Here is a 12,024-nt window from a genome sequence, read left to right as displayed (position 1 = left end):
TCGGCCGTGTTCCTCCCGGGAGGGGAAGAACACGGCCGACGGCCCACAGACGGCCCAGGCGAGCGGAAACCCGCTCTGACCTGCGGCGTTCTTAAATGTCGAAGTACAGCTCGAACTCGTGCGGGTGCGGGCGCAGCTGGATCGGGGCGATCTCGTTCGTGCGCTTGTAGTCGATCCACGTCTCGATCAGGTCGGGCGTGAAGACGCCGCCGGCCTGGAGGTAGTCGTGGTCCGCCTCGAGGGCGTCGAGGACCGCCGGGAGCGAGGTCGGGACCTGCTGGACGCCCGCGTGCTCCTCGGGGGCCAGCTCGTAGAGGTCCTTGTCGATCGGCTCCGGGGGCTCGATCTTGTTCTTCACACCGTCCAGGCCGGCCATCAGCAGGGCCGAGAACGCCAGGTACGGGTTCGAGGACGGGTCCGGGGCGCGGAACTCGACGCGCTTCGCCTTCGGGTTGGAGCCCGTGATCGGGATACGCATCGCGGCGGAGCGGTTGCGCTGCGAGTACACCATGTTGACCGGTGCCTCGAAGCCCGGGACCAGGCGGTGGTAGGAGTTCACCGTCGGGTTGGTGAAGGCCAGCAGCGACGGGGCGTGCTTCAGGATGCCGCCGATGTAGTAGCGGGCCATGTCCGACAGGCCGGCGTAACCCTGCTCGTCGTAGAAGAGCGGCGTGCCGCCCTGCCACAGCGACTGGTGGACGTGCATGCCCGAGCCGTTGTCACCGAAGATCGGCTTCGGCATGAAGGTCGCGGTCTTGCCGTTGCGCCAGGCGACGTTCTTCACGATGTACTTGAAGAGCATCAGGTCGTCGGCCGCGGCGAGCAGCGTGTTGAACTTGTAGTTGATCTCCGCCTGGCCGGCGGTGCCGACCTCGTGGTGCTGGCGCTCGACCTGGAGGCCGTTCTTGTCCAGCTCCAGGGAGATCTCGGCACGCAGGTCGGCGAAGTGGTCGACCGGCGGGGTCGGGAAGTAGCCGCCCTTGTAGCGGACCTTGTAGCCGCGGTTGTTCTCCTCCGACCCGGTGTTCCAGGCGCCGGCCTCGGAGTCGATGTGGTAGAAGCTCTCGTTCGCCGACGTCTGGAAGCGGACGTTGTCGAAGACGTAGAACTCGGCCTCGGGACCGAAGTACGCGGTGTCGGCGACGCCGGTCGAGGCGAGGTAGGCCTCGGCCTTCTTGGCCACGTTCCGCGGGTCACGGCTGTACTGCTCGCCCGTGATCGGGTCGTGGATGAAGAAGTTGATGTTGACGGTCTTGTCGCGGCGGAACGGGTCGACGCGAGCGGTCGAGATGTCCGCGCGGAGCGCCATGTCGGACTCGTGGATGGCCTGGAAACCGCGGATCGACGAGCCGTCGAACGCGAGCTCCTCGTTCGGGTCGAAGACTGCCGCCGGGATGGTGAAGTGCTGCATCACACCGGGCAGGTCGCAGAATCGGACATCGATGAACTTGACGTCTTCGTCGGCGATGTACTTCTTGACGTCGTCGGCGTTCTGGAACATCCAACTCCTCCTACTCCCGACCCGGAGAAGGGCGGGGTTGCAGCTCTTTCGTGCGGCCAGTGCGGTGGCACACGCTGGACCCGACCATAGGCAGACAGGATTTCTCAAGCATGACCCATTTGTTTCGCCCAAGTTAACCAGGCCGGGCGTCAGCGGCACCTCAGCGACGTTTATGAGTGCCCCGCCCGGCCAGGTGCAAACACGGGCGCAGTACCGTGGACGGGTGGACAACAGGCAAGCAATCGGATCGTGGCTCTCGGGGCCGCGCGCGGCGGCCGAGGAGATGGGCGCCGACTTCGGTTACCGGGGCGAGCGCCTCGGTCTGCCCCAGGAAGGCCCGGGGTCCGTGGCCCCGCTCGGCCGGCGCTTCGGGGCACTCTTCATCGACTGGACCGTGTGCATGGTGATCGCATACGGGCTGCTCGCTCAAGGTGACCAACAGGCGGCCGGGAACTGGGCGCTGGGCGTCTTTCTCGTACTGAGCCTGCTGACGGTGGGAACCATCGGTTCCACGCCGGGCAAGCGCATCCTGGGCCTGCGGGTCGTCGCCGAGGGCGGCGGGCGGCTCGGCACCGGGCGGGTGATCGTCCGGACCGTGCTGCTGCTCCTGGTCATCCCCGCCCTGGTCTGGGACCGCGACAGCCGCGGCCTCCACGACCGGCTGGCCCGTGCCGTCCAGGTACGCATGTAGAGGACGCGGAGCAACGAGGGCGGCCCCGGACGATCACGTCCGGGGCCGCCCTCGTTCCGTACGAAGTACGTCAGCGCATCTTTCCGCCGCGCGGCATCCGCATGCCCTTCGGCATCGGGCCCTTCGGCAGCGGCATGTTGCTCATCAGGTCGCCCATGGCCCGCAGCCGGTCGTTGGCAGCGGTGACCTGCGCGCCCGTCAGCACCCGCGGGAGCTTCAGCATCTTGGTGCGCACCTTCTTGAGCGGCACCTGGCCCTCGCCTTCGCCGACGATGATGTCGTGCACCGGCACGTCCACCACGATCCGGGCCATCTTCTTCTTCTCCGCCGCCAGCAGGCTCTTCACCCGGTTCGGGTTGCCCTCGGCGACCAGCACGATGCCCGCCTTGCCGACGGCCCGGTGGACGACGTCCTGACTGCGGTTCATCGCGACCGCCGGAGTCGTGCTCCAGCCGCGGCCGACACGGTCCAGCACGGCCGCCGCAGCGCCCGGCTGTCCCTCCATCTGCCCGAAGGCCGCGCGCTCGGCACGTCGTCCGAAGATGATCGCCATTGCGAGGAGGGCCAGTACGAAGCCCAGAATGCCCGCGTAGACCGGGTGATCGATCAAGAAACCGATCGCGAGGAGGACACCGAAGGTGACGATTCCCACACCCGCGACGACAAGACCGATCTTGGGGTCGGTCCGCCTGGTCATCTTGTAGGTCAGGGCGATCTGCTTGAGCCGCCCCGCGTTCTCGGCGCTGTCCGCGCCTTCAGTGGTGTTTGCCTTCCTCGCCATGTACTGAAGTTTACGTGGCCCCGGACTGACCTAGGAACGGCGGTCGGCCACAGCCTCCAGTACATGCTGTGCCTCGACCCGGTCCTTGGCCCTGCGGCGGTCCTCGAGGACCGCCGTCCAGGCGTTCCGGCGGGCGGTGCGCTGGCCGCTGCTCATCAGCAGCGACTCGACGGCGCGGAGTGCGGTGGTGACGGACGGGATCGCGTTGGCTCGTACCGGCGCGGCGTGCATCGTGGTCGTTCCCCCTCGGAGCGGATGCGCGCACCCGGCGCGCACTGGGTAGCGGGAAGCAGTGACTGCGGCGGCCTCGGCGGCTGCCGCTGTATGTGTACCTAGGGTCACTGCTTGGTGTTACCAGTGCATGACCGGTCGGTCAAACACCAATGAAACCCTGATTTCGGCGCCGCGCACGCCGACGCGGCCCATACGGGCTCCCGACCTGCGGGGAGCGTACGGGCCGCGTCGAATCGGCCATTACTGCTCAGTAGCTTCTTGTGCGCGGATTCACACGGGCCGGGCGGCCGCGGTCGCTCACGCGACGGTCGCGCCCCGGGCCTCCATCGCCTGCTTGAAGAGACGGCCGGCGCGGTACGAGGAGCGCACCAGCGGCCCCGACATCACGCCGGAGTAGCCGATCGCGTCGGCCTCGTCCTTCAGCTCCACGAACTCCTGCGGCTTCACCCAGCGCTCGACCGGGTGGTGCCGCGGGGTGGGCCGCAGGTACTGCGTAATCGTGATGAGCTCGCAACCCGCGTCGTGCAGGTCCTGGAGCGCCTCGCTGACTTCCTCGCGGGTCTCGCCCATGCCGAGGATCAGGTTGGACTTGGTCACCAGACCGGCCTCACGGGCCCGGGTGATGACCTCCAGGGAGCGCTCGTAACGGAAACCGGGGCGGATCCGCTTGAAGATGCGCGGCACCGTCTCGACGTTGTGCGCGAGCACCTCGGGGCGCGAGGAGAAGACCTCGGCGAGCTGCTCGGGAACCGCGTTGAAGTCGGGGATCAGCAGCTCCACCTTGGTGGCGCCGGTCGCCCGCTCCGCGGTCTGGGCGTGGATCTGGCGCACGGTCTCCGCGTACAGCCAGGCGCCGCCGTCCTCCAGGTCGTCGCGTGCGACGCCGGTGATCGTGGCGTAGTTCAGGTCCATCGTGACCACGGACTCGCCCACGCGGCGGGGCTCGTCGCGGTCCAGGGCCTCGGGCTTGCCCGTGTCGATCTGGCAGAAGTCGCAGCGCCGGGTGCACTGGTCGCCGCCGATGAGGAAGGTCGCCTCGCGGTCTTCCCAGCATTCGTAGATGTTCGGACAGCCGGCCTCCTGGCACACGGTGTGCAGACCCTCGCTCTTCACGAGCTTCTGCATCTTCGTGTACTCGGGGCCCATCTTCGCCCGGGTTTTGATCCACTCCGGCTTGCGCTCGATGGGGGTCTGGCTGTTTCGGACCTCCAGGCGCAGCATCTTGCGCCCGTCGGGTGCGACACCGGACACTCCGGCACCCCTTTGCTTTCGCTGCATTGGATTCTTCGGCGAACACCAGGGTACGCCCGTGGTTAGAACGGCCTTACGTCTGCCCAACCTGTGGCCGACAGGGCCTATTCCCGGCCCTGTGCTCAGGCGGGGGCGACCGCGGTCCCCGAGGCGGCGGTCCCGACGGTGCGGGGCGCGAGCTCCGCGTTCTCCAGGATGTCCCTGAGGTGCCTCTCGGCGACCGGCAGCACCTCCTCGATCGTGACCTCCCGGCCCAGCTCGTACGAGAGCGAGGTCACGCCCGCGTCCCGGATGCCGCACGGCACGATCCTGTCGAACCACGTGTTGTCCGGGTTCACGTTCAGCGCGAAGCCGTGCATGGTCACACCCTTGGCGACCCGGATGCCGATCGCGGCCAGCTTGCGGTCCTCGCGGCGCTGGCCGGCGTTGGACGGCGCGTACTCGGGGCCGTTCAGCCGGGCGTCGAACTCCTCGTCGTGCAGACGGGGGTCGAAGTCCAGGGACAGCCCGCCGAGCGCGGGGCGCTCCTCGACCGGGTCACCGAGGACCCAGACACCGCTGCGGCCCTCGACCCGGGAGGTCTCCACACCGAAGTCGGCGGCCGTACGGATCAGGGCGTCCTCCAGCCGCCGCACATGGGCGACGACGTCGACCGGCCGCGGCAGCTTCTGGATGGGATAGCCGACGAGCTGGCCCGGACCGTGCCAGGTGATCTTTCCGCCGCGGTCCACATCGATGACAGGGGTGCCGTCCAGGGGGCGCTCGCTGTCGGTCGTGCGCCGTCCCGCGGTGTAGACGGGCGGGTGCTCGAGGAGCAGGCAGGTGTCGGGTACGGAGTCCTCGAACCGGGCCGCGTGCACCTCCCGCTGCTTCTGCCAGGCCTCCTGGTAGTCGACCGCTTCCTCGCCGAATCCCAGACGGACGAACCGCAGCTCACTCACTTCGGATGCCTCCCTATTCGGGTGTCGGGAGGCCGGGGGGTGTCCCCGGGACCACGGCACCATGCACTGATATGCGCCCTCAGCCACTGTACGACCGCTCGGGGGAGGGCCGTCCGGCAGGTCGCACCCGGCTGCCCCGTCAGCGATGTCCACAATCCTCACACGATCGGATGAATGTGGAGCGAAGGTCGCTGGGGCGGCCGCCGGGACCGCTAAATTCGCGCCGTTCCATAAGGGCTCCCCGCCCGGCCCCGAAGGCAGGAGACCGTACAGCTGATGTCGGAACGACCTCCGCAGCGCACCCCCAACAGGCGGCTCGCTGCGCTCATCGCGGAAGCCGGGTTCTCCCATGCGGGTCTGGCCCGCAGGGTGGATCAGCTGGGCCTCGAACACGGCCTCGATCTGCGGTACGACAAGACCTCGGTGACCCGCTGGCTGCGCGGCCAGCAGCCGAGGGGAACCACCCCCGCGCTGATCGCGGAGGTCTTCACCCGGCGGCTGGGGCGCAGGCTCTCCGCGCAGGATCTGGGGCTGGACGCGTGCGCCCCCGTCTATGCCGGGCTGGAGTTCGCGGCCACGCCCGCCGAGGCCGTCGACATCGTCAGCGGGCTTTGGCGGAAGGACTCCGGCAGCCATGCGGAGCTCCGCAAGATCGCGTTCACCCCGGCCGGACTCGTCGTGCCCAGCCGGGACTGGCTGATCGGGCGGGCCGACGAATGGGTCGGACGCGGGGAACCGCCGACGACGGGCGCAGCTTCCCGCGGTACGAGCGCCGCGAGCAGCGTGAACGGGACGAGCGGGGCCCCGGCGCACGGCATGGCGGGCCTGCCCGCCCCGCGCGCGCCCGGCGACACGAACGCCGTCCGCACGTCGAACGGCTTCCACGCTGCCGGCGGCGCCCACACGCATCACGGCCCCGGGGGCGCACCCGGGGCATCGGCCCACGGCGGCCGGGCCGGCAGCCGCGGTCCCGGCTCCGCCCGGCCGCCCGCCCCGGCGCAGCCGCCCCTCGGCGTGCCCCGTCAGCGGCAGACGGACCGCGGCCCCGGCCAGCGGGTCGGCAACGGCGACGTCGCGGCCCTGCGGTCGGTCGGTGAGCTCTTCCGCACCCTGGACAACGCCTACGGCGGAGGGCACGCCCGGCAGGCCCTCGTCAGGTACCTGGAGCACGAGGCGGAGCCCATGCTCCGCGGGAGCTACGGCGAGGCCGTCGGCAGGCGGCTGTTCTCCGCGGCCGCCGATCTGACCCGGCTGGCGGGCTGGACCTCGTACGACATCGCGGCGCACGGCCTCGCCCAGCGCTACTTCGTCCAGGCGCTGCGGCTCGCGCAGGCGGCCGGCGACCGGGGGTACGGCTCGTTCGTGCTGATCACGATGAGCCGGCAGGCGGTGTACCTCGGGCACGGAAGGGAAGCGGTGCAGCTCGCCCGGGTCGCCCAGCAGGGGATCGGGTCCTCGGCGCCGCCCGTGGTCATGGCGCTGCTGCACGCGGTCGAGGCGCGCGGGCACGGGGTGCTCGGCGAGACCCGGGCGTGCATCGCCGCACTCGTACGCGCGGAACGGGCCCTGCAGTCCGAGCGCCCCGGGGACGACGTACCGCACTGGGCCCGCTACTTCGACGAGGCGCAGCTCGCCGACGAGTTCGGCCACTGCCATCGCGATCTGCAGCAGTACCGGGTCGCCGTGCAGCACGCCGAGCGGTCGCTCCAGCTGCGTGCCCCGGCGTACGCCCGCAGCAGGCTGTTCTGCCGCGTGGTGCTCGCTTCCGCACGGCTCGGGCTCGGCGAGCTGGACCAGGCGTGCCTGCTGGGCGCCGAGTCGGCCCAGCAGGCTTCGGAGATGCGGTCGGTGCGCGCCACGGAGTACGTGCGCGACTTCGAGCGCCGCCTCGAGCCGTACCGGGACGCGGTAGCCGTGCGGGGCTACCGCGACCGGGTGGCCGCGCTCGGCTGAGGCGGCCTACGCCGCGGCGGGCAGCGCGGTTCCGCCGCCGGGCTCCTGCCGCACCCCCAGGTCCGCGAGGATCGCCGAGGCCGCGCGGTGCCCCGAGTGCAGGGCGCCCTGGACCGTGCTCGTGTCGCGGTGGTCGCCGCACACGTACAGGCCGGCCAGGACCCGGACCGGCCGGCGCAGATCGTGCGGGGGCGGCATCGCGGGCACTGCCTCCGGGTCGTGATGGGCCGCCAGGAGCTCCCAGTCGTGCGTGGGCGTGCCGTACAGCACGGCGAGGTGCTCGCGGACCGTGCGGTCGAGGTCCGGTGGCGGGGGACCGAGCACCGTGGAGGTGATCAGCGTGCGGCCGTGCGGCGCGCGCGAGGGGTCGACCTCGCTCATCACGGCGGTGTGCGCCACGGGACCCGAGCGGTCCGCGTCCAGCAGCAGATGTGCTCCCGTCGGCGGGGGAGCGGGCGCGGTGTGGTGAAGCACCGTCACCGGGTGGAAGGCCGGCATCCGCAGACCGGGCAGCAACTCCGCGGCGGCGCCCGCCCCGGTGGCCAGCAGCAGGGAGCGACAGCCCAGTTCGCCGTGCTCCTTGGTGCGTACGGACGTGATGTCCGCGGCCGTGACATGCACTCCGGTGCGTACGGTGCCGGGCGGCAGGGCGGCCGCCAGCAGCCGGGGCAGCTCCGCGGAACCGCCCGCCGGTACGCAGAGCCTGCCGCGCGCGTAGCTGCGCAGTGCGAGGTCGGCGCAGCGGCTCGACGTGGTGAGCGTGGGGTCGCTGAGCAGCGCGGTGAGCAGGGGGTGCAGGAAACCGCTGACCATCCGGGGGGAGAGGCCGCGCGCGGACAGGGCCGAGAGTGCGGTCCGGTCGGGCCTGGCCAGGATCCGGGCCGCCGGTGTGGCGGCGAGGCGGCCGAGCCAGGAACCCAGCCGGGCCTGTTCGATCGTCCCGCCGAGGGGCGCGAGGGGGGCGCTCGATCGGGTGCGCACTGCTTTGAGTGCGCCCCTTGCGCTCCGTACGTCACCGGCGCGGTACCGGCGGCCTCCGCTGCGGACGAGCACCCCGGGTGCGAAGTCCCGCAGAACGAGGCCGTCGAGACCCGGGGTGGTGCTCAGCTCCGGGTACGCGGAGCTGAGCAGTGGACCGATGTGGTCGAGCAGGAATCCGTCCACATCGTGGGTGACCATCCGGCCGCCGACGTGCGTTGCGGCCTCCAGGACGCTGACGTTCACTCCTGCGCTGGTCAGTTGATGGGCCGCTGACAGGCCGGCGATCCCGGCCCCGATGATGACCACATCCGCGTGGTGTGCCGTGTGTGCCGTGAACACGTACCCCTCCCCGAGTCGGCGCGACTGGTGGGAGGCTCTTGCCCCCAACAGGCCCCCGGAATGCCCGAGTTCGGGTCGAGGCTAGATGGATGGCTGATGCAGGCGCAGTCGCGCGCACCCGGGAGCACCGGTGCACGGGGTCGCACGGACCCCGGCGGGCCGTGCCGGAGCGGTGGCGGGCCGGGCCGGCCGGAGGCGCCGAGGAGGCCGGCTGCGACCGCTGAGCTGCGCACGTGCGCGGGACGGCGGGCCCGGCCGTGCGGCCGGGCGGGCGGGTTCAGCGCAAGGCTGCGCGGATGGCGGCGTCGATTCCGGGGAAGGCGAACGAGAAACCCGAGTCGAGAAGTTGGCCGGGTAGCACCCGCTGGCTGCCCAGTACGTCCTCGGCGAACTCCCCGAGAGCGACGCGCAGCGCGGGCGCCGGGGCGGTGAAGAGCGTCGGACGGCGCAGCACCCGCCCCATCGCGGCCGTCACCTGGCCGTTGGTGGCGGGGGAGGGCCCGGTCAGATTCACCGGGCCGGACATGGACTCGGTGTCCAGGATGTGCCGCATCGCCGCGACGTGGTCGTGCAGAGCGATGAAGCTCCAGTACTGCCGCCCGTTCCCGAGCCGACCGCCGAGCCCGGCCCTGAACAGCGGAAAGAGACGGCCCCAGGCCCCGCCCTCCCGGGCGACGACCAGACCGGTCCGGGCGTGCACCGTCCGTACGCCCGCCTCCTCGGCAGGGGCCGTGGCCTCCTCCCAGTCCACGCACACGGACGGCAGGAATCCCTCGCCGGGCGGCGCGCTCTCGTCGACCGCACGGTCCCCGGTGTCCCCGTAGTAGCCGATGGCGGACCCGCACAGCAGCACCTTCGGCGGTGCGTCGAGGGAGGCGACCGCCTCGGCGATCGCCGCCGTGCCCAGGACCCTGCTGTCCCGGATCTCCTTCTTGTACGCGGGGGTCCACCGGTGGTCGCCGACCCCGGCCCCCGCGAGATGGACGACCGCGTCGCATCCGACGAGGCCCGCCACGTCCACGTACTGACGCTTCGGATCCCATTCCACCTCGTCGCCGGTGCCGGCGGGGCGGCGTACCAGGCGCACCACCTCGTGCCCGTCGGCCCGCAGCGAGCGCACGAGCGCCGCTCCGATGAGGCCGGTCGATCCGGTGACGGCGATACGGGAGTGCTGCATGGCTTCCATCCTGCCCCATGGACCATCCGTCACGCGGAACACGGCGTGGCACAGTGGCACGCATGTCCGAGCCGCGGTTCCACTCCCTCCTGCCCGTCCGACCCGCCGTACAGGCGGACGAGAGCGCGCTCGGAGAGCTCGACCGCGCCACCTGGTCGACGCTGCACGCCGTGCAGCCCAGGCCCCGGCCCCCGTACGAGCCGTTCTTCGACGAGCGGCACAGGCCGGGGGAGTTCCTGGTGGCCGCGGCCGTCACCGACGCGGGCGGGGAGCGCATCGCCGGGTACCTCCGGCTCGCCCCGGCGACGCCGCTGGCCTGCAACGCGCACGTGCGGCAGATACAGGGCCTCGCCGTGGCCGAGTGGGCGCGGGGCCACGGCGTCGCACGGGAGCTGCTGCGCGCCTCGTACGCGGAGGCGCGGCGCCAGGGAGCGGGGCGGCTCACCCTGCGCGTGCTCGGGCACAACACCCCCGCGCGGAAGCTCTACGCGTCGGAGGGCTTCGCCGTCGAAGGCGTACTGCCCGGCGAGTTCTTCCTGAACGGGCGGTACGCCGACGACGTCCTGATGGGCCGTTCGCTGCTCTCCTGAGTTCAGATCGGGCCGAAGCGGCTCCAGAGCGCGGGGAGCCGTTCCGCCAGCGCCGCGTCGTCCTCGAAGTCGACGGGCGTGCCGGCCGGCTCGGTGGCCTGCGGCGGCAGGCCCAGGTCCGGCGCGACCACACCGGTGAGCTGCTCGTACGCCTCGTCGGCGGCATAGCCGAGGTCCTCGCCGTCGCCGTCGAGCTCGTCGTCGAAGTCGTCGAGCAGCTCGGCGAGGCTGTCGGGTTCGTGCACCGCGCCCTCGAAGACCTCCCGGCCCTGCCCGATCAGCCAGCACCTGAAGAAGTCGAAGGCGTCGTCGCTCGCCCCGCCGAGCAGCACGGCGGCCGCGGCCCACAGGTCCCAGTGGTACGCGCGGTTGTAGCGGGCCTCGAAGTGCCTGGCGAAATCCAGCACGGAGTCGGGATCGAGCTGCACCAGCCGTTCGACGAGCAGGTCGGCATGGTCCTCGGGGTCGCCGTCGGCGCCCTCGCGGCTGTTGTCGATGATCTCCCAGAACTCCGTCTCGTCCATCACTGGTCCAGCATCGGCCTTGGCGGCGGGCGACGCACGCGGAGACACCGAAATGAAGCCTTCAGCCGTAGAGGTCGCGCAGGCGTTCGGCGGCATCGGCAACACGTTCGCGCAGTGCGGCGGGTGCCAGGACCTCCAACTCCGGCCCGAGGGAGAGCAGCTGGCCGTAGGCGACATCCTCGGACTCGACCGGCAGGGTGAGCGTGCGCCGGCCGTCCGCGTCCGGCGGGCCGGCCGCGGCCAGCGCCTCGTCCGCGGCGGCCCTGTCCACGGCGTACGGCAGTCGGCGCACCCCCGCCTCGGACAGCCGAACCGTCACCTCGGTACGCAGGATCGACCGGGCGAACTGTGCGGCGCGCTCCTCCCAGAACCCGGGCAGATCGAAGTCCTCGTCCCGTTCGAACCGGGTCGCCGACACGGCGACCGCGGTGAACCGGTCGATCCGGTACACCCGGAAGTCGTCCCCCACCCGGGCGCAGAGGTACCAGACCCCGGCCTTCAGGACGAGCCCGTACGGGGACATCTCCCGCTCCACCTCGCTCGTGGGGCCGCGGCGGTAGCTCGCCCGGACCACGAGGTCGTCCCAGACCGCCTCCGCGACGGCGGGCAGCAGCTCGGGGGTGACCGGCTCGTGGTACCAGCCCGGGGCGTCGAGGTGGAAGCGCTGTGCGGCGGTCTGCGAAGCGTCCCGGAGCGAGGGGAGCAGGGCGGCCGAGACCTTCAGCCGGGCGGCGGACGCGGCGTCGTCGAGCCCCATCTCACGCAGGGCCGAGGGCAGCCCGGACAGGAAGAGCGCCTCGGCCTCGTGACGGGCCAGACCCGTGAGCCGGGTCCGGTAACCGCCGACGAGCCGGTAACCGCCCGCCCGCCCCCGGTCCGCGTACACGGGCACGCCCGCCTCGGACAGGGCCTGGGCGTCCCTGGTCACGGTGCGCTCCGAGACCTCCAGTTCCTTCGCCAGCTCTGCGGCGGTCATGGTGGGCCGGGACTGCAGGAGCAGAACCATCTTGATGAGCCGGGCAGCACGCATGGAGCCATTGTGGGCGCCGCACGACGACGGC

At 71.4% G+C, this 12,024-nt stretch carries 12 protein-coding genes; 3 read left to right on the top strand and 9 right to left on the bottom strand.

The annotated features are described in order from the left end of the window. Window positions 1-91: 91 nt before the first annotated feature. Complete coding sequence (glnA, locus tag ACFQ6X_RS00165) at window positions 92-1,501, bottom strand: type I glutamate--ammonia ligase (RefSeq protein WP_329211820.1); 1,410 nt, start codon at window positions 1,499-1,501, stop codon at window positions 92-94. A 223-nt stretch (window positions 1,502-1,724) separates the two neighbouring features. On the opposite strand from glnA, the gene ACFQ6X_RS00160 reads away from it, so the two are divergent. Beyond that, complete coding sequence (locus ACFQ6X_RS00160; RefSeq protein WP_383173490.1) at window positions 1,725-2,192, top strand: RDD family protein; 468 nt, start codon at window positions 1,725-1,727, stop codon at window positions 2,190-2,192. Window positions 2,193-2,262: 70 nt separating this feature from the next. Here ACFQ6X_RS00160 and ACFQ6X_RS00155 read toward each other — a convergent pair whose 3' ends face one another. The 4 genes from ACFQ6X_RS00155 to lipB form a co-directional block, all read right to left on the bottom strand. Then, window positions 2,263-2,973, bottom strand: a complete 711-nt coding sequence (locus ACFQ6X_RS00155) for a DUF4191 domain-containing protein (protein WP_383173488.1) — start codon at window positions 2,971-2,973, stop codon at window positions 2,263-2,265. A gap of 30 nt (window positions 2,974-3,003) precedes the next feature. Next, window positions 3,004-3,204 (bottom strand): hypothetical protein, encoded by a 201-nt coding sequence (locus ACFQ6X_RS00150; RefSeq protein WP_329211826.1) that lies wholly within the window; start codon window positions 3,202-3,204, stop codon window positions 3,004-3,006. A 300-nt stretch (window positions 3,205-3,504) separates the two neighbouring features. Further along, complete coding sequence (lipA, locus tag ACFQ6X_RS00145; protein ID WP_383173484.1) at window positions 3,505-4,458, bottom strand: lipoyl synthase; 954 nt, start codon at window positions 4,456-4,458, stop codon at window positions 3,505-3,507. Window positions 4,459-4,580: 122 nt separating this feature from the next. Then, on the bottom strand, window positions 4,581-5,399 hold the full coding sequence (gene lipB, locus ACFQ6X_RS00140; protein WP_383173482.1) for a lipoyl(octanoyl) transferase LipB: 819 nt from the start codon (window positions 5,397-5,399) through the stop codon (window positions 4,581-4,583). A gap of 276 nt (window positions 5,400-5,675) precedes the next feature. On the opposite strand from lipB, the gene ACFQ6X_RS00135 reads away from it, so the two are divergent. Further along, on the top strand, window positions 5,676-7,352 hold the full coding sequence (locus tag ACFQ6X_RS00135; protein ID WP_383173479.1) for a regulator: 1,677 nt from the start codon (window positions 5,676-5,678) through the stop codon (window positions 7,350-7,352). A gap of 6 nt (window positions 7,353-7,358) precedes the next feature. Here ACFQ6X_RS00135 and ACFQ6X_RS00130 read toward each other — a convergent pair whose 3' ends face one another. Together ACFQ6X_RS00130 and ACFQ6X_RS00125 are read right to left on the bottom strand one after the other, a co-directional pair. Then, window positions 7,359-8,672, bottom strand: coding sequence for an NAD(P)/FAD-dependent oxidoreductase (locus tag ACFQ6X_RS00130; RefSeq protein ID WP_383173476.1), 1,314 nt, complete (start codon window positions 8,670-8,672; stop codon window positions 7,359-7,361). Between the two features lie 277 nt (window positions 8,673-8,949). Then, on the bottom strand, window positions 8,950-9,849 hold the full coding sequence (locus ACFQ6X_RS00125; protein ID WP_383173473.1) for a TIGR01777 family oxidoreductase: 900 nt from the start codon (window positions 9,847-9,849) through the stop codon (window positions 8,950-8,952). A 62-nt stretch (window positions 9,850-9,911) separates the two neighbouring features. On the opposite strand from ACFQ6X_RS00125, the gene ACFQ6X_RS00120 reads away from it, so the two are divergent. Next, on the top strand, window positions 9,912-10,439 hold the full coding sequence (locus tag ACFQ6X_RS00120) for a GNAT family N-acetyltransferase (RefSeq protein ID WP_383173470.1): 528 nt from the start codon (window positions 9,912-9,914) through the stop codon (window positions 10,437-10,439). A 2-nt stretch (window positions 10,440-10,441) separates the two neighbouring features. On the opposite strand, the gene ACFQ6X_RS00115 is transcribed toward ACFQ6X_RS00120, so the two are convergent. Further along, window positions 10,442-10,963, bottom strand: a complete 522-nt coding sequence (locus ACFQ6X_RS00115; RefSeq protein ID WP_383174564.1) for a DUF4240 domain-containing protein — start codon at window positions 10,961-10,963, stop codon at window positions 10,442-10,444. Window positions 10,964-11,024: 61 nt separating this feature from the next. Next, window positions 11,025-11,993 (bottom strand): helix-turn-helix transcriptional regulator, encoded by a 969-nt coding sequence (locus ACFQ6X_RS00110; RefSeq protein ID WP_383173467.1) that lies wholly within the window; start codon window positions 11,991-11,993, stop codon window positions 11,025-11,027. Window positions 11,994-12,024 lie beyond the last annotated feature (31 nt).

It is taken from the genome of Streptomyces sp. NPDC056452, from assembly GCF_042796085.1.
GTDB lineage: Bacteria > Actinomycetota > Actinomycetes > Streptomycetales > Streptomycetaceae > Streptomyces.
Note: the sequence above shows the minus strand (reverse complement) of the source record. Positions and strands in the feature narration are given on the sequence as shown.